Here is a 24,659-nt window from a genome sequence, read left to right as displayed (position 1 = left end):
GCCCGCCGGTGTCAGCGGCGGATGTACTCGCGCAGGTTGACCAGCAGAACGACCAGGACCGCGACGAGCAGCGCGAACGTCACGACGTAGCGCCCGTCGAACCACAGCAGCGCCAGCGCGCCGATCGCCACCGCGCCCAGCAGCAGCCGCAGCAGAACCGCGAGGAACTTGCCGCGGGCCAGGCCTTCGACGATCAGCAGCAGGAGAACGCCGGCGGCGGCGGTAGCGGGCCCGGCCGTACCGAACGGCCACAACAACGCGGCCACCGCTCCCAGGATCAGCGGCGTACTGAACACCGCCCACCACGAGCTGAACCGGCCGATCGACTCCATCGGCATCCGCCGGTGCCGCAGGTGCGCGTGCGGGTTCTGGACCGGCACCGGCAGATTCGGGTCGATGCGGGACTGCTCGTCGGCCAGCCGGGTCCGCTCCATGCGCAGGCCGAGGAGCTTGCGTTCCTGCGGGGCCAGCGCGGTCACCTCCGGTGCCTCGGCCGGCAGTCCGGCGGCCGAGACGGCCAGGTCACGGCGCAGGTCCCCGATCTCCTGGTCGAGCTCGGCCAGCCGGTCGGCGTTGCGCCGGGCGCGGATCTCGACCAGGGCGCGGCTGGCCGCCCGGTTCGGCGCGACCTTTGCCAGGCCGGCCCAGTCGACCGGGTCGCCCCACGACTGGCGGACGCTGCCGTCGCGGTCGTAGCGAGGCCCGGCCGGACCACGCTCACCGCCCAGCCGGTCGCGGGTGTCCCGGCCCCAGAGTCCGCGGAAGTCGCGGACCCACCGGGTCTCTTCGTCGATCAGCACCGGATTCCAGCCTTCGGGCTCTCCCGGTCCGATCGTGCGGCCGTCCCCGCGGGCGTAGTCGACGTACGGGATGCCGACCGTGTGCCGGTCCTTCGCCGACCAGGGTGCGACGAGTTGGGCCCCCCAGCGGAGCGCGGCCACCACGCCCCCCAGCTTCGGTGGCCGCACCGTGATCAGGTAGTCGCCGGGCAGGTACGCCCCGGAGTGCGAGCCGGCGCCGACGAAGACCACCGGGTGCCGATCGCCGAGCACGGTCAGGTCCGGGTCGTCCCAGCGCCGTCGCAGGTCGTCGCCGGTCTCGTCGTGGGCGGCGTACACCACCCACCGAGGCTCCGGGTGTTCGAGGGTGCCGTCGAGGTAGATCGTCACCTGCTCCCAGTCGGCCTCGTGTTCGTTGACGCCGCCGAACGCCGACCGCCAGTTGTTGAAGCTGTAGAAGAACCAGTACTGGCAGACGATCCAGGGGTCGTCGCGGAGCACCCGTCCGTAATAGGTGGGCCGGTCGGCGCGCAGGTGATCGCGCTGGAGCAGGAACGAGCGCGCCGCGCTGCCACCCGGGACGCTGCCCCGGAACAGCAGCGAGGCCCGGTTGACCGTGTCGATCATCCGCGCGGCCAGTCCGACGGACGCCAGCCGGCTGGCCCGTGCCAGGTGCGGCGGACGGTCGCGCAGCGGGATGTGGGCGTCGGCGAGGCGCGGCGACAGGTCGGCGATGCCCGAGAGCGACAGCCGGAGGCCCTGCTCGGCCCCGGCCACCTCGGCGAGCTTGTCGATCGAGAGCCCACCGGCGGCGATCTCCTGTGAGGGCTCGGAGCCCGGTTCGTTACGCCAGAGACCGGCCCGGGCGACGTAGTGCTCGACCGAGATCGGGAAGAAGTATTCGCCCCGGGTGAAGCGGAGCACCGGTTCGTGGGCGCGTAGCAGGCGTAGATCGTCCTCGGTGGTCAAGCCGTTCGGTTCCTTTGGCGTGGCGAGGGCTCAGGACTGCATACTCCCAGCCTGCCGCGACCGGGCTCGTTGCGCCTCCGGATTCCCGTCCGGTTCGTCCGTGTCTTCCGGCTCGTCGGCCCGGACCGGCTCCAACGGCACGCGGACGCGGAACGTGGCGCCCTCACCGGGAGCGGTCTCGATCCGGACCGTGCCGCCGTGCGCGGCGACCAGCGCGGCGACGATCGACAGGCCCAGGCCCGAGCCGCCCTGCCCCCGGCCGCGCGCCGGGTCGGTGCGGTAGAAGCGTTCGAAGACCCGGTCGGCTTGGTCGGGCGCGAGGCCCGGCCCCTGGTCGGCCACCGCGACCACCGCCTCGTGACGGTCGACGCCCAGCCGGACCTCGACCGGCGTACCGGCCGGGGTGTGGATGGTGGCGTTCGAGAGCAGGTTGTCGAGCACCTGGCGCAGCCGGGCCTCGTCGCCGATCACGGTCAGCGGCACCTCGCTGTCGACCCGCAGCGTGATCGGGTAGGCCGGCGAGACGATCCGGGCACCCTCGACCGCGTCGATCGCCAGCCGCAGCACGTCGACCGGCTTCGCCTCGATCGGACGCTGCTGGTCGAGCCGGGCCAGCAGCATGAGGTCGTCGACGAGCAGCCCCATCCGGAGCGCCTCGGCCTCGATCTTCCGCATCACCCGGTCGACGGCCGGCCGGTCGTCGGGCACCGCGCCCTGGCGGTAGAGCTCGGAAAAGCCGCGGATCGACGTCAGCGGGGTGCGCAGCTCGTGGCTGGCGTCGGCGACGAACCGGCGCATCCGCTCTTCGGACGCGCGGGCGCTCGCCTCCGACGCCTCCCGGGCCGCGAACGCGGTCTCGATCTGTTCGAGCATCGAGTTCAACGCGGTCGCCAAGCGGCCGACCTCGGTGCGGGCCCCACCGGGCGGGACGCGCTGGCTCAGGTCGCCGCCGGCGATCGCCTCGGCGACGGTCTCGACCTCACGGAGGCGACGCAGGCTGGAGCGGACCATCGCCCAGCCCAGCCCGCCCAGGGCCAGCAGCGTCACGATGCCGGTACCGGCATCGATGCCGATCAGCCGGGTGACGGTCGCGTCGATGTTGTCGAAGCTCACCGCGACGACCAAGGTGCCGCGGTCGTCGTCGAGCTTCCGGACGAAGATCCGCCAGCGACGACCGGCGCCGGTGGGCCGGCCGGTGAACAGCGTCTCGTCGAGGCGGTCGATGGTGGCGGCGTCGAGCGTGGGCAGCCGGGGCACCGACTGGTCGCTGTTGGACGGCCGGCTCAGCCGGACGATCGGCTCACCGGTGGGGGGCTCGTACCGGATGTAGGTGCTGGCCGAGTCGCCGCTGTTCACCGACGTGCTGGACGACTCCGGGAGGTCGCGGGAGTAACGACCGGCGATGCCCTTGATCTGGTGGTCGACCCGTTCGATCAGGTAGCCGCGGAGCGCGAGCGTGCCGGTGAACCCGGTGACGAGCAGCGCGACCGAGAGCAGCACGACCAGAGCGGCCACCAGCTTGACGCCGAGCGGCAGCAGATCGGGCGCGGCTTTGACCGCGGCCAGCACGCGCCGGGGCCGGCTCAAGAGCGCGGCACCCGCAGTGCGTAACCGACGCCCCGGATCGTGTGGATCAACCGTGGTTCGGTCGTATCGACTTTTTTCCGCAAGTACGACACGTACGATTCGACGATGTTGGAATCACGCCCGAAATCGTAATGCCAGACGTGATCCAGAATAGTGGCCTTGGACAACGCCTTACCGGGGTTGTCGAGGAAATACTGGAGCAGCCGGAATTCGGTGGGGGAGAGCGTGACCGGCTTACCGGCTTTCCACACTTCGTGGGTCTCGCGGTCGACCTCGACGTCGGCGAACGCGGAGCGCGCCGAAGCGTCCGAGGTGCGTTCCGCAACCATCGGTACCTCGGCGACCCGGCGCAGGACCGCGCGGACCCGGGCGAGTACCTCGCCCAGGCTGAACGGCTTCGTGACGTAGTCGTCCGCGCCGAGCGTCAGGCCGCTGATCTTGTCGTCGGTGCCGTCGCGGGCGGTGAGGAACAGGACCGGGATCCGGGTGCCGGAACCGCGGAGCAGGCGCAGCACCTCGAAGCCGTCGAGGTCGGGCAGCATCACGTCCAGCACGATGAGGTCGGGGATGAACTCGCTGGTCGCGGCCACGGCTTCCCGGCCGCTCGTCGCGGTTCGCACCTCGAAGCCCGCGTAGCTGAGGCTGGTGTCGAGCAGTTCGACGATGTTCGGCTCGTCGTCGACGACCAGCAGACGGGCCTCGGGGGCCTCGGCCTCGCGCTCGGCCATGGCGCTCCTCGGACGGATGGGCGTGCTGGTGTTGCTCATCATCCCATTTCGTCGAGGGCGCGGGCGAACAGGTCAGTTCTCCCGGGTCACGATGCTGATCATCGCGAACATGCTGCCGGCGAACACCGACACCAGGAAGACGAAAATCGACATCCGGACGTCGTGGACGAGTTGGTAGAACAGCCCGGCGATGGCCAGCGCCACCACACCGACGAGGGCGCCGCGAAGTGCGTTCGAGTATTTTGTCACGTGGCCAACGGTTCCACGGCTGTGCGGTGTCCGCCGGTGGTGAATGCGATTCCTGGCGAGCCCCTAGGAGGCTCTTATGCGGCCCATGGTTCCGGTCGGCCGATCCCCAGCGGATTCCGAGAAAACTGCGTAACACTTTCAGCCGATTCTCATTCTCCCATCATTCTCCCAGCCCTTTTTGATCATTTGCACAGGCCGGTACCACTCTCGAGCCACGCCTCGAGGTGACGTACCTCGACGCTCATCGCCTCGGGGTCGCGCAACGCGTTGGCCAGCAGGGCGCCGCCTTGGATACCGGCGAAGAGCGTGATCGCGAGCGGGCGCGGCCGGTCGGCTCCCAGCGCCGCGAACTGCTGCTCGGCCCAGTCGAGGATGCGGCTGATCGGCCGGGCGGCTTCGACGTCCAGGCCGTCGTCCCGATGATCGAGTTCGGAGACCAGGGAGCCGAGCGGACAGCCGTGCCGCGCGACGACGTCGCGCATGTCCTCCCAGCGCCGGACCAGGCCGGTCAGGCGGACCACCGGATCGCCGGAACGGCCGTCGAGCGCGGCGAGCATCGCCCGGACCTGTGCGGCCTGAGCATCGATGACGGCCCTGACCAGGTCGTCCTTGGTCTTGAAGTAGTAGTAGAGGTTTCCGGCCGGAACGCCGGACGCCTCGGCGACCCGCGCGAGCGTCGTGGCCTCGACACCGTGCCGGTACAGCATCTCCGCGGCGCCGGCGACCAACTTCTCCCGCTTCTCGCCCCCACGCTTCTGTGAGTCAGTCATCTCACTGACACTCCGGCGTCTGGAGTCAGTTAGCCAACTGACACGCCAGTCGAGGCGCCCGGGATCGCGCCGGCCGCCGTCCCGTCGAGTAGTTTCGACGAGGTGGACGCGGGCGCGGCACTGCGCGAGGCCGGGAAGCTCGGGCCCTACTTCGCGCTGGGGACGGGCGGCGGCCGACCGGTCAGCGACCTCTACGACCCGGGCCAGGACGCGCTCGCGCACCTGATCGACGAGGTCACCCGCCGCATCGATGCTCCCGAGCCGCGGATCGGGGCCTCGATCCTGTTCCAGGGGTACGCGGCCCGGCTCTGGTCACTGGCGCTCGGCCCGGCGTCGATCGCCGGGATCGTGCCCGATCTGTCTCCCGACCGGCTGTGGTGGCGGTCGGCCGACGGCTCGCTCACGCTGGGCCTCGACCCGATCGAGAGCACGCCGGACGGTGTCTTCCGCACGGTCGTCGACCGGCACCTGTTCCCTCTGGCGGACGCTCTGCGCAAGCGAGTCCGGCTGCCCACCGCACTGCTGCGGGGAAACGTCACGTCCGCGCTGGTGGGCACCGCCCGCGTGCTGAACACCGCGGCGGGCTGGGAAGCCACCCGCGACCTGCTCCGGCGGCCACCCCTGGCCGATACCGGCACGCTCACCGGCGACGACTTCTCACGCCGCAGCTGCTGCCTCTACTACCGCGTCCCGAACGGCGGCCTCTGCGGCGATTGCGCGCTCCGCTAGCTCCGGCGGCGCGGCCAGCAGCGGTAGCCGGACGTCCGGGGTCGGGATACGGCCCTGTGCGTGCAGCACGGCCTTGATCACGGCCGGGTTCGGCGCGGCGAACAGTGCCGACGAGACCCGGCTCAGCCCGGCGCCGAGCGCGCGGGCGGTGGCCACGTCACCGGCCTCCCAGGCCCGCACCAGTGAGACGAACGCGTCCGTCGCGCAGTGCGCGGACGCCAGGATCGCGCCGTGTGCGCCGAGCGCGAGCAGGGGCCCGGCCAGCACGTCCTCACCGGCGAGGATCGCGAAGTCGCGCGGCGGGCCGGCCAGGAGCTCCACCGTGTCGGCGGTCAGGCCGCAGTGCTTCACCCCGGCGACCCCGGGTATCGCGGCCAGCTCCCGGAGTGCCGCTGCCGACAGGTACTGGCCGGTCCGCAGCGGTACGTCGTAGACGATCAGCGGTACCGGGCTCGCCGCGGCCAGCGTCCGGAACTGGGCGATCACTCCCGCCTCGCCGGGCCGGACGAACGGCGGCACGACCGTGAGGGCCGCGACCACTTCCGGCCGCCCGGCCAGCGCCGCCAGTTCCGGGCCGGTACCGGCTCCGACGACCAGCGGTACGGAACGGGCCCGGCACACCGTCGCGACGACGTCGAGCACGGCGGCCCGTTCGGGCGCGGTGAGCGACCCGGTCTCGGCGGTGGTGCCGAGCGCGACGAGCCCGCTCACCCCGGCGCCCACCATCTCGGAGGCGAGCCGCTCCAGCGCGGCGCGCGCCACACCGCCGTCGGCGTCGAACGGGGTGATCAGCGGGACGAACAGTCCGGTGAGCGTCATGACGCGAGCATCCCGGGCCTGATCCGAAAGGACCAGTTCCGATTCCTAACTTGATGCCTAAGCTGAGCTAATGCTTGACGTCCGGCGGCTGCACCTGCTGCGTGATCTGTCGCACCTGGGCACGATCGCGGCCGTCGCCGACGCGCACTCGTGCACGGCGTCGGCCGTGTCGCAGCAACTCGCGGCGTTGCAGCGCACGGCCGGGGTGCGGCTGCTCGAGCCCCGCGGCCGCGGCGTCACGCTCACCACGGCCGGCGAGGCGCTGGTGGAGCACGCCGAGGTGCTGCTCGGCGCACTGGAGGCGGCCGACGCGACGCTCGCGGCCGCGCGCTCCGGGGTCACCGGCCGGTTGCGGGTCGGGGCGTTCCCCAGCGCCGTGCGCACACTGCTGCCGGACGCTCTGGCCGCACTCGGGCGTGACCATCCCGGGCTCGATCTGCAGGTGGTCGAGCTCGACCCGGTCGACGTGCCGGCCGCACTGCGCGACCACCGGCTCGACGTCGCCCTGGTGCACGACTACGACCTGGCTCCGGCCGCCCCCGACCCGGCCACCGAGTCGGTGGCCCTCCTCGACGAGGAGGTGTACCTGGCCCACACCGGTGACCGGGGTTCGTTCGACGCCGACTGGATCGTGGGTAGCCCGGGGACGCTCTGCCATGCGGTCGCGCTGCGGCTCTGCCGGGACGCCGGGGTCGCGCCGCGGATCCGCCACTACGCCGACGACTTCACGGCGGTGCTCGCGCTCGTCGCCGCCGGGCAGGGCGTCGCGGTCGTGCCCCGGCTGGGGGTCGAGCACCGGCCCGGCAACGTCCGCCTGCAGACGCTGCCGATCCGCCGCCGCACCCGGATCGCGTTCCGGCGTGGCGCGCGCTCCCATCCGGCCATCGCCGCCTGCATCGCCGTGCTCCGCAACGGCACGCCGTAGCCTTCTCGGCGTGCGACACATTCGGGTCATCGGCGTCGGGGCCGGCGATCCGGGGCTTCTCACCGTCGAGGCGGTCGAGGCGCTCCGGAGCGTCGAAGCGTTCCTGGTGCTCGACAAAGGCGAGACCACGGCCGAGCTGACCGCCACCCGGCAGGCGATCCTCGAACGGTTCCTCGGCGCCGACGGCTACCGGGTCGTGACGATCGCCGACCCGCCCCGGGACCGCACCGCCGACGACTACGCCGGAGCCGTCGAGGCCTGGCGGGACGCTCGCTCGATGGCCGTCGAGCACGCGTTGCGCACCGAGATCGGCGAGAAGGGGACCGCGGGTCTGCTGGTCTGGGGCGACCCCGCCCTCTACGACGGCACGATCACGATGCTCGACACGATCGTCGCCCGCGGCCAGGTACCGCTCAAGTACGACGTCCTCCCGGGCATCAGCAGCGTGCAGTTGCTCGCCGCGCGGCACCGCATCACGCTCACCCGCACGGCGGGCGCGGTCCGGGTCACCACGGGACGCCGGGTCGCCGCGGGCAAGCACGACGACGCCGAGGATGCCGACCTCGTCGTGATGCTCGATGCGCACCTCGCCTGCGAACGGTTCCGCGGCCAGGGCGCCGAGCTCTACTGGGGTGCCTACCTGGGCACGCCCGACGAGGTGCTGATCGCCGGTCCGCTCGACGAGGTCATGGACCACGTCACCGCGAAAAGGGCCCGGCTCCGCGCCGAGAAGGGCTGGATCATGGACACGTATCTGGTCCGACGGCCGACCGGCTAAAACGGGCACCAAGTCGCATGTGAGTATGGCGATCATGAAGTTGCGCGTATTCACTGAGCCCCAGCAAGGTGCCGACTACGAGACGCTCCTCGCGGTGGCGAAGACCGCCGAGGACCTCGGCTACGAGGCCTTCTTCCGTTCCGACCACTACGTGTCGATGGGTGACGTCAGCGGCCTGCCCGGCCCCACCGACACCTGGATCACGCTCGGCGCGATCGCCCGCGAGACGTCCCGCATCCGCCTCGGCACGCTGGTGACGTCGGCGACGTTCCGGTACCCCGGGCCGCTGGCCGTCGCGGTCGCGCAGGTCGACCGGATGAGCGGTGGCCGGGTCGACTTCGGCCTCGGTGCGGGCTGGTTCGAGGCCGAGCACAAGGCCTACGCGATCCCGTTCCCGCCGGTCGGCGAGCGGTTCGACCGGCTCGAGGAGCAGCTCGAGATCATCACCGGCCTCTGGAGCACTCCCGAGGGCGAGACGTACTCGTTCGACGGCAAGCACTACCAGGTCGTCGACTCACCGGCACTGCCGAAGCCGGCCCAGAGCCCGCGCCCGCCGATCGTCATCGGCGGCAAGGGCAAGAAGCGGACGCCCGCGCTCACCGTGAAGTACGCGGACGAGTTCAACGTCCCGTTCGACTCGGTCGAGACGGTGAAGGCCCAGTACGACGTGGTCCGGGCGGCGTGCGAGCAGGCCGGACGCGACCCGAAGGAACTCGTGTTCTCGGCCGCGCAGATCGTGGTCTGCGGCCGGGACGACGCCGAGGTCGCCCGCCGGGCCGCCGCCGTGGGCCGGGACGTCGACGAGCTCAAGCAGAACGGCGTCTGCGGGACGCCGGACGAGGTCGCGGCCAAGCTGCGCCAGTACGCCGAGGCCGGAGCCGAGCGCGCCTACCTGCAGTTCCTCGACCTGGGAGACCTGGACCACCTGGCGCTCATCGCCGAAGAGGTGGCACCGCAACTCGCGTGAGGATTCCGGGGCGCGCGGGCCGCGCGCCCCGGAGACTCATCCCAGGCGGTCGGCGAGGAACGCGAACGACAGCGCCCGCATGAACGCCCGTTGCTCGTTGTTGCTCGCTCCGCCGTGGCCGCCCTCGATGTTCTCGTAGTAGTCGACCGGGTAGCCGAGCTGCTCCAGCCGGGCGACGAACTTCCGTGCGTGCCCGGGATGTACCCGGTCGTCCCGGGTCGACGTTGTCACCAACAACGGCGGATACGGACGCTCGCGCGCGAGCAGGTGGTATGGCGAGAACGTCCGGATGTACTCCCACTGGGCCGGGTCGTCCGGGTCGCCGTACTCGGCGATCCACGACGCTCCGGCCAGCAGCGTGTGGTAGCGACGCATGTCGAGCAGCGGCACCTGGATCACGACCGCGCCGAACAGTTGCGGGTACTGCGCGTACATGTTGCCGGTGAGCAACCCGCCGTTGCTCCCCCCGGTGACGCCGAGCTGCCCGGCCGTCGTGATTCCGCGGTACACCAGATCGGCGGCGACCGCGGCGAAGTCCTCGTAGGCCCGCGGCCGGTTCTCCTTCAGCGCGGCCTGGTGCCAGCGCGGGCCGTACTCGCCGCCACCCCGGATGTTGGCCACCGCGTACACGCCGCCGCGGGCCAGCCAGGCCCGGCCCAGCCCGCCGTCGTAGCCGGGCAGCATCGGGATCTCGAAGCCGCCGTACCCGGTCAGCAGCGTCGGCCGCGCCTCGGATCCGGCCGGCCCGACCACGAAGTACGGCACCCGGGTGCCGTCGGACGAGGTGGCGAAGTGCTGGCGCACCGACATGCCGGCCGGGTCGAACCGCTCCGGCGACCGCTTCAGCACCTCGCCCGGCTCGTCCGTACCGGCGACGTACCGCTGCAGCGACGGCGGCGTCAGGAAGCCGTCGACCGCGAGCAGGTACTCGTCGCCGTGGTAGCGGTCGGCGGAGACGACCCGGACCGTGCTCCACTCCGGAATCGGAGCCGAGGGCGTGCGCGTCCAGCCGGACGGGCCCGCCTGCAGCACGTCCAAACTCGGGCGGACGTCGACCAGCGAGCTCAGCAGCAGCGCGTGCTCGGTCCAGACGTAGGAGACCAGCGCGGACCGGTCGTCGGGGGCGAACAGCACCTCGAAGCCACGGTCACCGGCCCGGAAGCGGTCGAAGTCGATGATCAGCAAGGAGCCGGCCGGGTGCTCTTCCCACGCGGTGCGCAGTTCCACGGTGAGGTGACCACCGTGCACCTGGATCTCCGCGTCGGACGGGACGTCGAGCAGCACCGGAACGTCGTCGACCAGCACGTACCGCGTGCGGTGGTAGAAGTCGACGCTGCGGGTGAGGAAGTCCAACCCGGACAGCGGGTCGCGCCAGGCGTGCACGGAAACGTCGGACGACTCGCCCTCGAAGAGCGTGACCGCCTCGTCGAGGGGCGTTCCGCGGGTCCACCGTTTGACCAGCCGGGGGTAGCCCGAGTCGGTCATCGAACCGTCGCCGAAGTCGGTGCCGACGTAGAGCGTGTTCTCGTCGACCCAGCCGACGCTGCTCTTCGCCTCCGGCAGCGTGAACCCGTCCGGGACGAACTGCTTGGTCACCGGGTCGAACTCGCGGGTGACGTCCGCGTCGGACCCGCCCACGGAGAGCGAGACCAGGCACTTGTCGTAGCCGGGTTCGAGGAACGACGACCCGTGCCAGACCCAGTTCTGGTCCTCGTCCCGGGCCAGCGCGTCGACGTCGATCAGGACGTCCCAGTCGGGTTTGTCGTTGCGGTACTGCTCGAGCGTCGTCCGGCGCCAGAGGCCGCGGGGGTTCGCCGCGTCCTGCCAGAAGTTGTAGAGGTACTCGCCGCGGCGCAGGACGTACGGGATCCGCGTCTCGGCGTCCAAGACTTCGCGGATCTCGGCTTGCATCTCGGTGAACCGGGGCGAGTCGCCGTAGTCGGCGAGCGTTCGCGTGTTGTGTTCACGGGCCCATTCGAGCGGAGCGTCCCCGGTGACATCTTCGAGCCATCGATATGGGTCGTTACTATCCGTTGACTGTGATCTGTCCGTCTCTGCTGGTTCGGGCGTTTCAGTGGATTCCACGGTGACAGTCTGCTCCTTGGAACACGGGCACTGCGCTAGGCGGTTCGGGGGGCGTGGATCGGCTCGGATTTTCCCTGTGGAGTCGTAGTTCCTTACCGGCGAGTAATGGCAGAATCGGCGCGTGGCCGGGCATGCGGAGCAGCAGACGGACTTAGCGATCGCGGACGACGCCCCGGCGGGGCCCGCGGCGACGAACACCGTAGGGCCCCTCGACACCGCGAGAAGCTCGGTCGCCGAGGGCCAGTCGTTCAGCCGGCCGAAGAGTTCGGGAGCCGTCTCCGGGCACCGTTACAGCCCGGGCCTGGACGGCATCCGGGCGCTCTCGCTGATCGCGATCCTGCTCTACCACGGTGGCGTCGAGACGTTCGAGGGCGGCTTCGTCGGCGTCGACGTCTTCTTCGTCCTTTCCGGATACCTGATCACGTCGCTGCTGCTCGTCGAACACGACCGCACCGGCACGCTGCACCTGAAGAACTTCTGGATCCGCCGGGCGCGGCGTCTGCTGCCGGCTCTGGTCGTGATGGTCGGCGCCGTGCTGGTGCTGTTCCCACTGCTCGGCGTCGAGTGGCCGCCGAGCACCCGTGGTGACGCGCTGGCCGCGCTGTTCTACGTCTCGAACTGGTGGTTCGTGCTGCGCGGCGAGTCGTACGCGCAGGCCTACGAAGACCCGTCGCCGTTCCAGCACACCTGGACGCTGGCGATCGAAGAGCAGTGGTATCTGCTGCTGCCCCTCGTCCTCCTCGTTCTCTTCCGGACGCCCCTCGGGCGGCGGGCGCTCGGCTGGCTGCTCGCGGTCGCGGCGCTGGGGTCGGCTGCGGTGATGGCCGCCGTGCAGTCGAGTTCCGACGGTTCGCGGGCCTACTACGGCACCGACACCCGCCTGCAGGCGCTGCTGGTCGGTGCGGCGGCCGCGTGTCTGCTCGCCTCGCCGGTCGGCCGGCGGATCGTCGGCAGCACGATCGTCGCGGTGCTGGGCTGGGCCGCGCTGGCCGGGCTGTTGATCGCCTTCGTGGTCGCCGATCAGACCGATCCACGGATGTACCAAGGCGGGTTCCTGCTCGTCTCGGTGCTCTCGGCGCTGGTGGTGGCGGCGGTGATCGGCGCGCAGCGGATGTCGCCGGACGTCCTGCTCAGCTGGCGGCCGCTCGTCGTGCTCGGGGTGCTCTCGTACGGCATCTACCTCTGGCACTGGCCCGTCTACCTGCTGCTGAACCCGGCGCGCACCGGCATCGACGGTATTGCGCTGCTGGTGGTGCGGCTCGCGGTCACCGGCCTGGTGTCGGTCGTGAGTTTCCTGGTCGTCGAGCGTCCGCTGCGGATCGGGGCGGCGCCGAATTCGTTGGCCTCGCCGCAGGTGGCGGGCCCGATCGCGATTCTGGCGCTGGTCGCGGCACTGGTGGGGGTCACGGTGCCGGGCGTCGCCGGCATCAAGGAGAAGTCGGCCGACTCGGTGGACTCGCTCGCCCGGGTCGCCCAGGACGGGACGGCCGGCGGGTCGGGCGCGAACAAGATCCTGCTGGTGGGTGACTCGAACACGCTGAGCCTGTTCGCCGCGGTGCGCGACCACCCGGGCCGGGACGTGACGCTGAGCATCGCGACCCGGTTCGGGTGCGGGGTCGTCCCCTACACCGCGGCGATCGAAGGCAAGCCGGTCTCGCCCGAGCAGCCGCTGTGCACCGACTGGGCGGCCCGGCGGGAGGCGGAGATCAAGGTGGCCACGCCGACGGTGGGCGTCCTGTTCTCCGGGACGTGGGAGCAGTACGACCGGTGGATCGACGGCCGGACCGTGCCGTACACGTCGGCGGAGTGGCAGCGGGTGACGACCGCGGACTACGTGCAGGTGCTGCGCGAGATCCTCAAGTACGCGCCGCGTGCGTTCGTGGTGCTCAACCACTGCCACTCGGTGGCCGACCCCGGCCTGCCGGCGGCGACGATGTTCGCCGCCGGGCGGTACCCGCCGGTGATCAACGACCCGAAACGTGTCGTCGCCACCAACGTCGCCGCGAGGAAGGCCGCGGCGACGCTGGGCAGCAAGGTGGCGGTCATCGACCCGAACCCGTTCCTGTGCAGGAACGGCTACTCGAACGAGATGAACGGCGTGACGCTCCGCACCGACGGAGTCCACCTCACCACCGGAGGCGGGAAGCTGCTGTGGGGCTGGCTGGAGCCCCGGCTAGTTGCCGCCCGGTGAGACCGGGTCGCCGGGGAGGGCCACTCCGACCGCGGCGTAACTGAGGCAGACGCCCGCGCTCCGGGAGACGTCGTCGAACGTGATCCACGCCGCCGGGCCGGTCACCTTGACCCAGAGCACGTGCTCACCCTTCTCGAACGTGATCTGCCTGCCGCGCGTGTTCGCCGAGTTGAACACGACAGTTGTGGTCTGCTGGGCGGTGTAGTGCAACTCCGCGTACCACCACCAGTTGAACAGCACCTTGTCGAGGAAGACCGGGAACCGCTTCCCGCTCACCCGGTAGCCGCAGTTCCTGACCGTGCCGGTCGGGGCCTTGGCCCCGTCGACCCGCGCATGCGTGAGGTTCCCGCTCCCATCGAGTACGTACAGGTCTTTGCTGACCGCCGGGTCGGGGTTGATCGGCAGGTCGAGCGGCGCCATCAGCCGGGACGGGAAGTTCGTCGGGTTGAGGACGCCCCAGGCGACCTTCTCCGGGACCGCGCCGTTGTAGAGGTCGACCTGGCGTCCCATCGCGACGATCGACTTCTGGGCGTTCGTCACGTAGTCCTTGGCCGGGTTCTCGTGCCAGCGGTTGCTGTACTTCACCGTCGACACCAGGCTGCTCACGAACAGCGCGACGACCAGCGGCAGGACCACCGCGTTCGGGTTCGCGAGGTTCAGGCGGGTGCCGCCGAGGACGGGAGGCCACTCGATGCCCGTGCGCTGGGACCAGGTCGCCGCCCACTCCGGTGGACCGAACATCGCGAGCGTCAGCGCGACGCCGGCCACCGGCGCGAGGTCGGTGAAGTACCGGAACTCCATCGCGGCACCGGAGCCCAGTTGCAGACGCCCGACCGCGAGCACCAGGACGTCGAACAGGAGCATTCCGCCGAGGAGGAGCCAGGCCTGGTAGGCGAGCGGGCGGCGGTACACGGTCAGCGCGATGACCGCGAGGATGATCGCGCAGGCGACGATCCGCAGTGCGACCGGCGGGTGCGCACTGGCGTCGACCGCACCGATCGCCTTCCACGACCAGGGGCCGCCGAGCAGGCCGGTCGGCACCGAGTTCGTGGCCGCGTTGCCGAACAGACCGCCGAGGTCCACTGCGGAGTCGGCGCGTTTGTCGAGCGGGCGGGTGACGTAGATGCCGGCGTAGACCGCGCCGACGAGCACGAACGAGATCCATTGCGCCTTGAAGCGGCGCAGCGTCGCCTTGAGGCGGTCGGGCAGGTCCGCGTGGGGCTGCAGGAGGACGGTGAAGGCGAAGACCAGCGGGACGATCAGCGCGGCCTTCTCGTAGAACGGGAGCGCTAGCGCGGCGGCGAGTACCGCGATGACGCCGTAGCGCCGCTTGCCGGTGCGGACGTACGCGAGCTGGGCGAGCAGCGCGCCGGGGATCGCGATCAGCATCGCGAGCTGGTTGATCGAGACCGCCCACCAGAGCGTGGCCGGGAGCGTGATCGGGCTGAACAGCGCGACCGCCAGCGGGATCAGGGCGGCCAGGCGGGGGCCGGCCAGGCGCCGGACGAGGAGCCAGATGAGGCCGAAGCTGATCGCGAGGAGGGCGAGGTCGACTCCGGCGACCACCCGGTAGTCGAGGGGGGCGATCGTGGTTTCGGCCCAGACCATGAGGTAGGCGCCGGGCATGAAGTGCGAGTTGTAGGGGGTGAAGAGGAGGTCGCCGCTGAGGCCTTTTTCGGCGGCCAGGCGGGCGAACGTGAAGTCGTCCAGGGAGAAGTAGCCGCCCCAGGCGGCCCAGGCGCGGATCAGGAGCTCGGTGAGGATGAGCGTGATCGCGGCGATGTCGACGAACCGCGCCGAGACCGGCGGCACGGCTTCCGCCACAGGCACGGGCGCCCGCCCCCCAGCAGCCGTGCCCGCGGCCGGGGCCGCCTTGTTCTGGGGGGCCGCCCCGGTCGCGGCCGCCTCGGTCTGCGGGGCTGTGCTGGCCTGCGGGGCTGTGCTGGTCTGGGGGGCCGCTGTCGCGGTCGTCGTGGGGCCGCGTCCCGGTGCGTCGGCGGAGAGCCCGGCATCGGCCGGGCGGGACTCGTGGGCCGACAGTGCGGACCGCCCGTTCACCTCGCCGGCGTGTGCCGGAGCCTCCTCGACGAACGGCTCAGCGCCCCCTGAGGCCTCCGCCCCCACCCGCGCAGGCGCCCCCGCCGCCGTCGAGGCCTGCACCGTCGAGGTGCCCACCGACGAGGCTGCCGTTGGCTCGGCTCCCACCGGCTGAGCCGCCACCGGCCCGGTCCCTACCGGCTCGGTCCCTACCGGCTCGGTCCGTGGCGGATGGGCCGGCGGCGCCGGAGAGGGCGGGGGCTCGGCCAGGCGGGCTTCGGCCGGCGGCGCGGCGGCCGGCGGCGACCCGGCCGGTCGCGACCAGCCCGCCCCGGGCTCCGAAGGCTCGGACGCCTCCGGCACCGGAACGCGAACCCCGCCGCCCGGACGGCTCCGGAACGGGTGAGGCGCCGGCCCCGACGGGAACCCGGCAGCCGGAGGCGCGGAGCTCGGAGACGCGGAGCTCGGAGGCGCGGAGCTCGGAGACGCGGAGCTCGGAGGCGCGGAGCTCGGAGACGCGGAGCTCGGAGGCGCGGAGCTCGGAGGCGCGGAGCTCGGAGACGCGGAGCTCGGAGACGCGGAGTTCGGAGGCGCGGAGCTCGGAGGCGCGGAGGCCGGAGACGCCGCGGACGAAGGCTCAGCGGACGCGGGCTCAGCGGGCGAAGACGCGGCGGAAGGGGCCTCCCACCAGGGCTCCGCCGACGGCTGGCTGATCGGCGGCCCGTACGCGTACCGCCGCTGCTCCGCCGCCACCCACGCCGGCTCCTCGCGCGGCCCGGCCCAGTCCTCCGGCTCGCGCTCGGTCGCACGCTCGCGCTCGGTTGCCCACTCGCGCTGGGTCGCACGCTCGCGCTCGGTCTCCCGCTCGCGCTCCGTCTCCCGCTCAGACATGCAGCACACCCAGCCCGAACAGCACCAGCCACACCCCACCGAGGGCCAGCAGCATCTTGTCCCGTAACACGATTTCCTCCGGCTCACCGGTGTGTCCACGATCGACGTCCCGGGCGTATTTCAGCAGCCCGAGCACCAGCGGCGCGATAGAGAGCGACGTCCACGGCGCGGAAGTGACCCCGGCACGCTCATCCGCCACCTCGAATGCCCACAAACAGTACGCGGCGATCACGACACCGGCCGACGTGCTCCACACGAACCGCAGATAGCTGGCCGAGTACTCCCGCAGCGACGGCCGCGTCCCCTGGTCGTCGCCGACCGTCACGATCTCGGAGTACCGCTTCCCGGCCACCATGAACAGGCTCCCGAACGCGGCCACGATCAGGAACCACCGTGACAGCGGCAGGTCCGCCGCGAGCCCACCGGCCATCGAGCGCAACAGGAATCCGGCCGCCACCAGCGCCAGATCCACCACCGGTTCGTGCTTCAGCCAGTTCGAGTACAGCGTCGTGCAGGTGACGTACACCCCGACGCAGATCGCCAGGTGACCGTACCCGGTCAGCGCGGGGACCACGATCGACCCGGCCATCAGCACGATCCCGGCCGCGTAGGCCAGCGGCAACGGCACGTCTCCGCGCGCGATCGGCCGCAGTCGTTTGCGCGGGTGGGCCCGATCGCGCTCGACGTCCCGCGCGTCGTTGATCAGGTACCCGCCGGCCGACGCGGCGATGAACGATCCCATCGCGACCAGCGCGTCGAGCAGGATCGGCAGGTGCCAGAGCTGACCCGCCGCGAGCGGCGCGGCGAACACCAGCACGTTCTTGATCCATTGGCGGGGACGCAGCGACTGCGTGAACGCCCACGAGCGAGTGGAGATCCGTAACCGGCCCGTGCTTTCGCCCACGTCCGCGTCCGGCGGGGGCAGCGGCAGAGGAACGGCGGACGGGTCGGATGCGGTAGCCGTGTCCCTCACGCGAACTCCTTCGCCGGCTACGTTGCCATTTCGCGATGGTAAGTCGATGGATGGATGTCAGATCGGGAGTTTGCGGAAGATCGGTCGCGGCACGTGCCGCAGCGCGCTCATCACGAACCGCATCGTGCCGGGCACCCAGATCGTTTCCCGGCGCCGTCGCAGGCCGGTGACGATCGCGTCCGCGACCTCCTCCGGTGTCGTCGAGAGGGGCGCCGGCTCGAGGTGGGCGGTCATCTTCGTGCGGACGAATCCCGGCCGCACGACCATCACGTGGACGCCCGATCCCTGCAGCACGTCACCGAGCCCGGTCGCGAACGCGTCCAGCCCGGCCTTGGACGAGCCGTACGCGAAGTTCGATTTCCGCGGCCGTTCGCCGGCCACGCTCGACAGCACGACGATCGTGCCGTGCCCCTGCCGCTGCATCGCCTGCGAGACCGGCACCAGCGTCGAGAGCGCGCCGACGTAGTTCGTGGTCGCGATCTCGACCGCGGTCGAAGCGTCCCGCTCGGCCGCGGCCTGGTCACCCAGCACGCCGAACGCGAAAACGGCGAGATCGATATCGTCCACGAAGGCTTTTTCGACGAGGGCCGGATGCGACGCGGAGTCGGCAGCGTCGAACGGGAGAACCTCGACCGTCGCACCGGCCGCACGGAGCTGGTCGGCCGCCTCCTCGAGCCGGGAAGACGGACGCCCGGCGAGCACGACGCGGCGGCAGCGGTCGCGGATCAGCCTCCGCGCGAGGGTCAGCCCGATCTCCGAGGTGCCGCCGAGCAGCAACAGTGACTGCGGCGACCCCAGGGCGTTGATCACAGCGCCAGCCTCCTCGACAGATCGGACGCGAAAACGCCGGCCGGGTCGAGACGGGAGCGCACGGCGCGCCACTCGTCCAGCCGCGGGTACATCGCGGGGAGCAGTTCCGGCCGCAGCCGGGAGTCTTTGGCCAGGTAGATCCGGCCCCCGGCGGCCACGACGAGCTCGTCGAGCCCGTCCAGCAGACGCGGCAGCCCGGCCATGTTCGCCGGGAGGTCGAGAGCCAGCGTCCAGCCGGGGGAGGGGAACGACAGCAGCCCGGGGCTGCCGGCGCCGAACCGCTTGAGCACGGCCAGGAACGCGGGCGACCCGGCCGCGCTCAGCCGGTCGACGGCGGTGCGGACGACGTCTTCGGCGCCGTTGGGCACCACGAACTGGTACTGCACCAAGCCCGGGCGTCCGTAGACGCGGTTCCAGCGTTCGACGAGGTCGAGCGGGTGGAAGAACGCGGAGATCGACTGCAGCTGACCGCGCTTCGAGACCGGAGCTTTCCGGTACCAGACCTCGTTGAACGCGGCGACCGTCGCTTTGTTGAGCAGGCCGGGCGGAACGACGCCGGGCGGGACCGACGCCAGCGGGTGCGGGCCGAACGCGAACGGCTCGGCCCGCTTGCGCCGGGGGAGCTGCTCGAGCCGCGCGTGGTCGCCGCGGGTGAGGACCGCCCGGCCCATCCGCGGGCCTCGGGCCAGCAGGTCGATCCAGGCGACCGAGTACCGGTAGGAGTCGTCGGTGGACGCCAGCCGCGAGAGCAGCGCGTCCAGATCGGACGCGCGCTCGGTGTCGACCGACATCAGGCTGGTCTCGACCGGCAGCAGCTGAATCGTCGCGCTGAGCACGATTCCGGTCAGGCCCATGCCGCCCGCGGTGGCCCAGAACGGGTCGTCGCCGGGGCCGACGGTCAGCACCTCGCCGGAGGCCAGCAGCAGCTCGAACCGCAGGACGTGCTGAGCGAACGACCCCTCGACGTGGTGGTTCTTCCCGTGGATGTCGGCGGCGATCGCCCCGCCGACCGTGACGTACCGGGTCCCGGGTGTGACCGGAACGAACCAGCCGAACGGCAAGACCTGACGCATCAGCGTGTGCAGGCTCAGCCCGGCCTCGACGTCGATGAGACCGCGCTCGACGTCGAACGAGCGCACGCGCGTGCAGCCGGTGAGATCGACGACGAGCCCGCCCGCGTTCTGGGCCGCATCGCCGTAGCTGCGGCCCAGCCCGCGAGGCAGTACCCCACGTAACGGGGCGTCCCCGACGGCCTTGACGACTTCGTCGATCGAGGTAGGGGACGCCACGTCCGCGGCGGTCGGGGCCGTCGAGCCCCATCCCGCCAGTAGCCGACGCTGAACGTTCACGCGGCCACCCTGCCACAATCCTTACTCGGCAGTAGCTATCTCCAGCGGATCGCCCCGGCGCATTTCCCCCGCGGCGCGTCGACCACGTTCACCACCGGAGCGATGGCCGACTTCCCGCCCACGTCGAGCCGTACCCGGGTGACGTACGGCGCTACCCGGCCGTAGTACTTCACGAATCCGGTTGCCCGAGTCGCCGCCGTCGTAGTTCACCGGCATTCCCAGCCAGGTCGGCGGCAGCGAACCGCTCTCGCCGACCCGGACGACCGGCGAGTCCGCGCGGTAACCGCACCGCAGGTGACCTCCCGGTCCGTAGAACAGCACGTCCAGACCGGTGGCGTCCCGGGAGAGGTGTGCTCCGGCCCGGCTGACCCGGGACCGGACACTCGCCTCGGTGATGCCCAGCACTGCCGCCGCGTCGGCGTACGAGACGCCGGACCAGACGCAGAGCACCAGCGCCTCGCGCTCGGCGGGCGGCAGGTCCCGGGTCGCGTGCCGACGGAGAACTCAGAACGGGTACTGCGCCGGGGTCGACCGGAGCGTCACCCACTGCGTCTCGGTGAACGCCTCGAGGTTCGCCCGCCCGCCGCCGTGCCGCGAGCCGGTGCCGGACGCGCCGACCCCGCCGAACGGAATCGTGGCCTCGTCGTTCACGGTCTGGTCGTTGATGTGCACGGCCCCGGACGGGATCTCGGCCGCGATCTCCAGCGCCTTCGCGACGTCGCGGGTCATGATGCCCAGCGACAGCCCGTACTCGGAGTCCGCGGCCAGCGCGATCGCCTCGTCGATCGTCGAGAACCGGCGGACCGGCGCCACCGGCCCGAAGATCTCCTCGGCCCAGCCCGGCGCGGTGGTCGGGATGTCGGCCAGCACCGTCGGCCGGTAGAACAGCCCCTCGTACGTGCCACCCGCCGCCAGCCGCGCGCCCTGCTCGACGCTCGCGGTGACCCGGGCGTGGATGTTGTCACGCTGCCGGGCGTCGATGATCGGGCCGAGCGCGACCTGCTCGGTCGCCGGGTCGCCGACCGGCAGGTGGTCCGCACGCTCGGCCAGCGCCGCGATGTAGTCGTCGGCGATGCCGGCCGCGACCAGGTGCCGGCCGGTGGTCATGCAGACCTGGCCCTGGTTGAAGAACGATCCCCAGGCCGCCGCCGACACGACCTCGACCGGGTCGACGTCGTCCAGCACGATCATCGCCGAGTTGCCGCCCAGCTCCAGGTGGGCGCGCTTGAGGTGCTTCCCGGCCAGCTCGCCGATGCGACGCCCGGCCCTGGTCGAGCCGGTGAACGCGATCACCCTGGTCAGTGGGTCGGAGATCACGGCCTCACCGACGTCGACCCCGCCCGGCAGCAGCGAGAGCACACCGCTCGGCAGCCCGGCTTCTTCGAGCACCCGGACGATCGAGACGCCACCGCACACCGCCGTGCGCGGATCGGGCTTGAACACGACCGCGTTACCGAGCGCGAGCGCCGGCGCGATCGCCCGGATCGCCAGGATCACCGGCACGTTGAACGGCGCGATCACGCCCACCACACCCACCGGCAGCTGCCGGGCCATGCTGAACCGCGGCATCGAGGAGCGCAGCACCTCGCCGTAGGGTGCCGAGGCCAGCGCGGCCGCTTCGTAGCACTCCTGAGCTGCGGTTTCGATCTCGAACCCGGCCCGGCCGGGAATCGCGCCGCCCTCCCGGACCAGCCAGCCGGAGATCTCGTCGGCGTGCTGCACGAACAGGTCACCGGCTTTCCGCAGCACGGCAGCCCGCTCGGTGTACGGCCGCGCCGCCCACTCCTTCTGCGCCTCGGCGGCACGTGCGGCGGCCCGCCGGACGTCGTCGACCGAGGCCCGCCCGAGTACGCCCAGCTCCTTGCCGGTGGCCGGCTCGACCACCGGGGCCGGGTCCGCACCGCCGTCGGTCCAGCCGTCGAGGTAAATCTTGCCGTCCCAGACCGCACTGTCCAGTAGACCCATGTCCGTACAACTCCTTCGACGTCGGTTGCCGCATGTCACACCGGCCAACGAGGGAAAGTCCAGACCGGTTTCCGCTGGACGGACGGCCGGTGTAAGCCGGGGCTCCGCGGGGAAGTCAGCGCGGCATGGAGCACTTCACGATCGCCACCGAAGCCGAAAAGAGCCCCGACTTCCGTCGAGTCCTCTGGACGGGTGACCACACCCAGCTCGTCATCATGACGATCCCGCCGAACGGGGAGATCGGCGAGGAGGTCCACGAGGACACCGACCAGATCCTCACGTTCGTCAGCGGCGTCGGTGAGGCCAGGGTCTCCGGCCAGACGCGCAAGATCGCCGCCGGCGACCTGGTCGTCGTCCCGGCCGGGCGGAAGCACAACTTCGTCAACACCGGCCCGAACCCGCTCGTCCTCTACACGATCTACGGCCCGCCGGACCACGCCGAGGGCGCCGTCCACAAGACCAAGGAAGAGGCCGACCGCCTCGAGGAGGCAGGCAAGGACGAACCCCCGTCGTCCTGATCTCCGTCGCCGACCGGAGCCTTACTTCTTCCTTCGGACGACCGGCGGGCCGACGTCAGAGCCGCAGGCACCGGGGTGGCGCTCCGCGCCCCCGGTGTCGACGCCGCCCTCCCGAAGGGTCGCCAGCGGCCCGAGCGCAGCTGCGATGTGCGTCACAGTGAACGATCAAACCCGGTGGCTAACCGGGCCATGCCCCTGCATACATCCGTGAACGGGGTGTTTCTCGGGTCCGCTGAGTCCTACAGTCGCCCTTCAGCTGTCATCAGGCGCAATCGACCGGCGTGCAAACGCCGGGCGGGCGCGCGGAGGGCGGAAGAGCGATGCAACGGGGCTGGCTCACCGGGACGTTGGTCCTCAGCGTGGCCTTTCAGGCCGCGCTCGTGGTGCTGCCCCACGGAGCACGGCACGTCGAGAGCGTCGGATTACTGTCCGTCACGGCCTGGGCGATGTTCCACTTCCTCCGGCGCGCCCGCGAGCTGACCGGCGCACAGCGACGCTGGCGGATGCTGAGCGTGGCGGCGCTGGGGCTGTGGGCGCTCGCGCTGGCCGGCAACGAGATCGGGCTGCTGCTCGGGGCGAGCCTCGAGGTGCGGATGTGCGTACTCGCGGCGCTCGCCCAGGCCGGGCTCGCCTGCGCGGTGATCCCGCTCCTGGTCGTGCCGGGATTTCGGCTGACCCGTTCCTCGACGACGCGGATGGTGCTCGACGGGATCGCGGTGGGGCTGTCGCTGGCGTCGCTGGCCTGGGCCGCGCTGTTCGGGGTGGATCCGCGGGTCGACGTCAACGCTCCGGGTGCCCTGGCGCTGATCACGCTGTCCGGGTCACTGCTGGTGCTGCTCTCGGCGGCGGTGCCCATCTTCTTCGGCCGCAGCCCGAACGGACCGACGTCACTGGGATCGTTCGCGGGCGGGATCGCGCTGCTGGCCTGCGGGGCGGTGGCGGCCGGGTTCGCGGCGCTGGCCGGCAGCCCGGCACCGGAGATCGCGGCCGGGGGAGCGCTGTTCCTCGGCACCGCGCTGATCGGACGCGCGGCTCTGCTGCCGCTGCCGACGTTCGTCCGGCGGGCGCCGTGGGAGTACCCGTCGACGCTCGCGCAGGCACTGCCGTACCTGGTGCTGCTCGCGCTGGCGGCGATCGCCGGAGTGCACCAGCTGCTGGTGCGGCAGATCAACCTGGTGCTGGTCGGCATGTTGTTCGTGCTGGCGGTGTCGGTGCTGACCCGGCAGTTCGTGTCGCTCAAGCGCAACGCGCGGCTGGCCGACGAACTGACGCGCCAACGGGCGCAGCTCGCCTACCAGGCGTTCCACGACCCGCTCACCGGCCTGGCGAACCGCGCGCTGTTCGCGGAGAAGCTCGAGTCGGCCTTGAGCGGCACACCGTCGGTGCTGCTGATCGACCTGGACGCCTTCAAGGCCGTGAACGACACGCGCGGCCACGCGGCCGGGGATCAGCTGCTGGTGACCGTCGCACGGCGTCTGCGGTCGTCGGTCGGCAACGGCGACACGGTCGCCCGGATGGGTGGCGACGAGTTCGCGGTCCTGCTCCCCAGCGGCGTCGATCCCCGGGACATCGCCTCGACGATCCTCGATCGCGTCGCGAGGCCGGTAACGCTGGGCGAGGCGACGGTCGGCCTGCGGGTGAGCGTCGGTGTTGCGACGGCCCGGCCGGGCGTATCGGCCGATTCGGTGCTTCGGGATGCGGACCTGGCTCTGTATCGGGCGAAATCCGAGGGGAAGAACAGGTACCGGGTGGCCGATCGGGAACTCGCCGATCGTGCGCTCGAACGGTTCCGGCTCGAGGAGGAGTTCCGTGACGCTATCGACCGGGACGAGTTCGAGCTCAGCTATCGCCCCCTCGTTGAATTGGCGTCCGAGCGGGTCGTCGGTGCCGAGGCGGTCGTGCGCTGGTGTCACCGCAGCCGAGGTCCACTTGAACGCTTCGAATTCGAGGACGCGGCGGTCGCGGTCGGCCTGCTCTCGGCGCTTGACCGCCGGATCCTTGCTGCGGTCTGCGCCGATGCTTCCCGATGGCCGGGCGTGACGGTGACCATTCCGGTGGGTGCGGCGTGCGTCGCTGACCCGTCGGTCGTCAGCGCGGTCGCGTCCTGTCTGGATGGTCTGAGTCCGGACGCGATCGAGCTCGCGGTGCCCGAGTCCGCGCTCGTCGCTGATGGCGCGACGCTCGAGCGTCCGCTTCACGGGCTCGCGGCCCTCGGCGTCCGACTGGGCGTGGCCGACTTCGGCGCCGGGCCGATCGAGTTACCGGCCCTGCGCGCGCTACCGATCCGGACGCTCACCCTGCACCACTCTCTGACGGTCGACCCTACGCTGACCCGGGCGGTCATCGACCTGGCCCAGACGTTAGGGCTGCGGGCGGTGGTCAGCGGTGTCGAGTCCCGAACCCGGCTCCGCGACTGCGGAGCCACGCTCGCATCGTTGGGTCCTTCGCTTTCGGCTGAGGCGTTCGCGCACCTCACCGTTTTCCGCACCGACTCCGTCGCGTAAGGCTGCTCTGTCCGGCCGGTTGAAGATTTTCAGTGG

20 protein-coding genes are annotated in these 24,659 nt (G+C 71.3%); 7 read left to right on the top strand and 13 right to left on the bottom strand.

The window, feature by feature from the left end; genetic code table 11:
• Nucleotides 1–11: 11 nt before the first annotated feature.
• The 5 genes from ACIBZJ_RS30140 to ACIBZJ_RS30120 all read right to left on the bottom strand — a co-directional run bounded on the left by ACIBZJ_RS30140 (nucleotide 12) and on the right by ACIBZJ_RS30120 (nucleotide 5,082).
• On the bottom strand, nucleotides 12–1,748 hold the full coding sequence (locus tag ACIBZJ_RS30140) for a hypothetical protein (RefSeq protein ID WP_395935498.1): 1,737 nt from the start codon (nucleotides 1,746–1,748) through the stop codon (nucleotides 12–14).
• 30 nt (nucleotides 1,749–1,778) lie between these two features.
• Nucleotides 1,779–3,335 carry an ATP-binding protein gene (locus ACIBZJ_RS30135; protein ID WP_395935496.1) on the bottom strand — a complete coding sequence of 519 codons (1,557 nt, stop codon included), beginning with the start codon at nucleotides 3,333–3,335 and terminating at the stop codon, nucleotides 1,779–1,781.
• Nucleotides 3,332–4,063, bottom strand: a complete 732-nt coding sequence (locus tag ACIBZJ_RS30130; protein WP_395935494.1) for a response regulator transcription factor — start codon at nucleotides 4,061–4,063, stop codon at nucleotides 3,332–3,334. Before ACIBZJ_RS30130 ends, ACIBZJ_RS30135 begins: the two co-directional genes overlap by 4 nt.
• A 72-nt stretch (nucleotides 4,064–4,135) precedes the next feature.
• Nucleotides 4,136–4,312, bottom strand: coding sequence for a hypothetical protein (locus ACIBZJ_RS30125; RefSeq protein ID WP_395935492.1), 177 nt, complete (start codon nucleotides 4,310–4,312; stop codon nucleotides 4,136–4,138).
• Between the two features lie 182 nt (nucleotides 4,313–4,494).
• Nucleotides 4,495–5,082, bottom strand: a complete 588-nt coding sequence (locus ACIBZJ_RS30120; protein ID WP_395935490.1) for a TetR/AcrR family transcriptional regulator — start codon at nucleotides 5,080–5,082, stop codon at nucleotides 4,495–4,497.
• Between the two features lie 102 nt (nucleotides 5,083–5,184).
• Between ACIBZJ_RS30120 and ACIBZJ_RS30115 the strand changes: the two genes are divergently transcribed.
• The gene (locus ACIBZJ_RS30115; protein WP_395935488.1) at nucleotides 5,185–5,811 is read left to right on the top strand and encodes a (2Fe-2S)-binding protein; all 627 of its coding nucleotides are present in this window, start codon (nucleotides 5,185–5,187) and stop codon (nucleotides 5,809–5,811) included.
• Here ACIBZJ_RS30115 and ACIBZJ_RS30110 read toward each other — a convergent pair.
• Nucleotides 5,740–6,630 carry a dihydrodipicolinate synthase family protein gene (locus tag ACIBZJ_RS30110; protein ID WP_395935486.1) on the bottom strand — a complete coding sequence of 297 codons (891 nt, stop codon included), beginning with the start codon at nucleotides 6,628–6,630 and terminating at the stop codon, nucleotides 5,740–5,742. The two genes, ACIBZJ_RS30115 and ACIBZJ_RS30110, sit on opposite strands and share 72 nt — an antisense overlap.
• A gap of 70 nt (nucleotides 6,631–6,700) precedes the next feature.
• On the opposite strand from ACIBZJ_RS30110, the gene ACIBZJ_RS30105 reads away from it, so the two are divergent.
• Genes ACIBZJ_RS30105 through ACIBZJ_RS30095 form a run of 3 tightly spaced genes read left to right on the top strand, consistent with a single transcriptional unit; the run spans nucleotide 6,701 to nucleotide 9,300 of the window.
• Nucleotides 6,701–7,555 (top strand): LysR family transcriptional regulator, encoded by an 855-nt coding sequence (locus ACIBZJ_RS30105; protein WP_395935484.1) that lies wholly within the window; start codon nucleotides 6,701–6,703, stop codon nucleotides 7,553–7,555.
• A gap of 10 nt (nucleotides 7,556–7,565) precedes the next feature.
• On the top strand, nucleotides 7,566–8,333 hold the full coding sequence (cobF, locus tag ACIBZJ_RS30100; protein ID WP_395935482.1) for a precorrin-6A synthase (deacetylating): 768 nt from the start codon (nucleotides 7,566–7,568) through the stop codon (nucleotides 8,331–8,333).
• Between the two features lie 34 nt (nucleotides 8,334–8,367).
• Nucleotides 8,368–9,300 (top strand): LLM class F420-dependent oxidoreductase, encoded by a 933-nt coding sequence (locus ACIBZJ_RS30095; RefSeq protein ID WP_395935480.1) that lies wholly within the window; start codon nucleotides 8,368–8,370, stop codon nucleotides 9,298–9,300.
• Between the two features lie 36 nt (nucleotides 9,301–9,336).
• On the opposite strand, the gene ACIBZJ_RS30090 is transcribed toward ACIBZJ_RS30095, so the two are convergent.
• A complete protein-coding gene (locus ACIBZJ_RS30090) occupies nucleotides 9,337–11,385 on the bottom strand; it encodes a prolyl oligopeptidase family protein (protein WP_395935478.1) in 2,049 nt (682 codons plus the stop codon).
• 121 nt (nucleotides 11,386–11,506) lie between these two features.
• On the opposite strand from ACIBZJ_RS30090, the gene ACIBZJ_RS30085 reads away from it, so the two are divergent.
• Nucleotides 11,507–13,576 carry an acyltransferase family protein gene (locus tag ACIBZJ_RS30085; protein ID WP_395935476.1) on the top strand — a complete coding sequence of 690 codons (2,070 nt, stop codon included), beginning with the start codon at nucleotides 11,507–11,509 and terminating at the stop codon, nucleotides 13,574–13,576.
• Here ACIBZJ_RS30085 and ACIBZJ_RS30080 read toward each other — a convergent pair.
• The 6 genes from ACIBZJ_RS30080 to ACIBZJ_RS30055 all read right to left on the bottom strand — a co-directional run bounded on the left by ACIBZJ_RS30080 (nucleotide 13,559) and on the right by ACIBZJ_RS30055 (nucleotide 21,601).
• Entirely contained in the window at nucleotides 13,559–15,406 is a 1,848-nt protein-coding gene (locus ACIBZJ_RS30080) for a hypothetical protein (protein ID WP_395935474.1), read from the bottom strand. The two genes, ACIBZJ_RS30085 and ACIBZJ_RS30080, sit on opposite strands and share 18 nt — an antisense overlap.
• A gap of 1,090 nt (nucleotides 15,407–16,496) precedes the next feature.
• Nucleotides 16,497–17,477 carry a decaprenyl-phosphate phosphoribosyltransferase gene (locus ACIBZJ_RS30075; RefSeq protein ID WP_395935472.1) on the bottom strand — a complete coding sequence of 327 codons (981 nt, stop codon included), beginning with the start codon at nucleotides 17,475–17,477 and terminating at the stop codon, nucleotides 16,497–16,499.
• A 57-nt stretch (nucleotides 17,478–17,534) separates the two neighbouring features.
• Entirely contained in the window at nucleotides 17,535–18,287 is a 753-nt protein-coding gene (locus ACIBZJ_RS30070; RefSeq protein WP_395935470.1) for a decaprenylphospho-beta-D-erythro-pentofuranosid-2-ulose 2-reductase, read from the bottom strand.
• Complete coding sequence (locus ACIBZJ_RS30065; RefSeq protein WP_395935468.1) at nucleotides 18,284–19,636, bottom strand: FAD-binding protein; 1,353 nt, start codon at nucleotides 19,634–19,636, stop codon at nucleotides 18,284–18,286. Before ACIBZJ_RS30065 ends, ACIBZJ_RS30070 begins: the two co-directional genes overlap by 4 nt.
• A gap of 21 nt (nucleotides 19,637–19,657) precedes the next feature.
• Nucleotides 19,658–20,113: an RNA polymerase sigma factor gene (locus ACIBZJ_RS30060; RefSeq protein WP_395935592.1), complete on the bottom strand. Its 456-nt coding sequence runs from the start codon at nucleotides 20,111–20,113 to the stop codon at nucleotides 19,658–19,660.
• Between the two features lie 27 nt (nucleotides 20,114–20,140).
• Nucleotides 20,141–21,601: a benzaldehyde dehydrogenase gene (locus tag ACIBZJ_RS30055; RefSeq protein WP_395935466.1), complete on the bottom strand. Its 1,461-nt coding sequence runs from the start codon at nucleotides 21,599–21,601 to the stop codon at nucleotides 20,141–20,143.
• A gap of 125 nt (nucleotides 21,602–21,726) precedes the next feature.
• On the opposite strand from ACIBZJ_RS30055, the gene ACIBZJ_RS30050 reads away from it, so the two are divergent.
• A complete protein-coding gene (locus tag ACIBZJ_RS30050) occupies nucleotides 21,727–22,119 on the top strand; it encodes a cupin domain-containing protein (RefSeq protein WP_395935464.1) in 393 nt (130 codons plus the stop codon).
• Nucleotides 22,120–22,439: 320 nt separating this feature from the next.
• Nucleotides 22,440–24,623, top strand: a complete 2,184-nt coding sequence (locus ACIBZJ_RS30045) for a putative bifunctional diguanylate cyclase/phosphodiesterase (protein ID WP_395935462.1) — start codon at nucleotides 22,440–22,442, stop codon at nucleotides 24,621–24,623.
• Nucleotides 24,624–24,659: the final 36 nt, after the last annotated feature.

Origin of the sequence: Cryptosporangium sp. NPDC051539 (assembly GCF_044454545.1) — a bacterium.
Taxonomy (GTDB): Bacteria; Actinomycetota; Actinomycetes; order Mycobacteriales; family Cryptosporangiaceae; genus Cryptosporangium.
This window is presented reverse-complemented; position numbering and strand designations above follow the sequence as displayed.

Bases quoted from the DNA above. Each gene is read 5' to 3' on its own strand.
- ACIBZJ_RS30050 (WP_395935464.1), top strand. From the start codon at position 21,727: ATGGAGCACTTCACGATCGCCACCGAAGCCGAAAAGAGCCCCGACTTC.
- ACIBZJ_RS30130 (WP_395935494.1), bottom strand. From the start codon at position 4,063: ATGGCCGAGCGCGAGGCCGAGGCCCCCGAGGCCCGTCTGCTGGTCGTC.
- ACIBZJ_RS30045 (WP_395935462.1), top strand. From the start codon at position 22,440: ATGCAACGGGGCTGGCTCACCGGGACGTTGGTCCTCAGCGTGGCCTTT.
- ACIBZJ_RS30055 (WP_395935466.1), bottom strand. From the start codon at position 21,601: ATGGGTCTACTGGACAGTGCGGTCTGGGACGGCAAGATTTACCTCGAC.
- ACIBZJ_RS30095 (WP_395935480.1), top strand. From the start codon at position 8,368: ATGAAGTTGCGCGTATTCACTGAGCCCCAGCAAGGTGCCGACTACGAG.
- ACIBZJ_RS30120 (WP_395935490.1), bottom strand. From the start codon at position 5,082: ATGACTGACTCACAGAAGCGTGGGGGCGAGAAGCGGGAGAAGTTGGTC.
- ACIBZJ_RS30105 (WP_395935484.1), top strand. From the start codon at position 6,701: ATGCTTGACGTCCGGCGGCTGCACCTGCTGCGTGATCTGTCGCACCTG.
- ACIBZJ_RS30110 (WP_395935486.1), bottom strand. From the start codon at position 6,630: ATGACGCTCACCGGACTGTTCGTCCCGCTGATCACCCCGTTCGACGCC.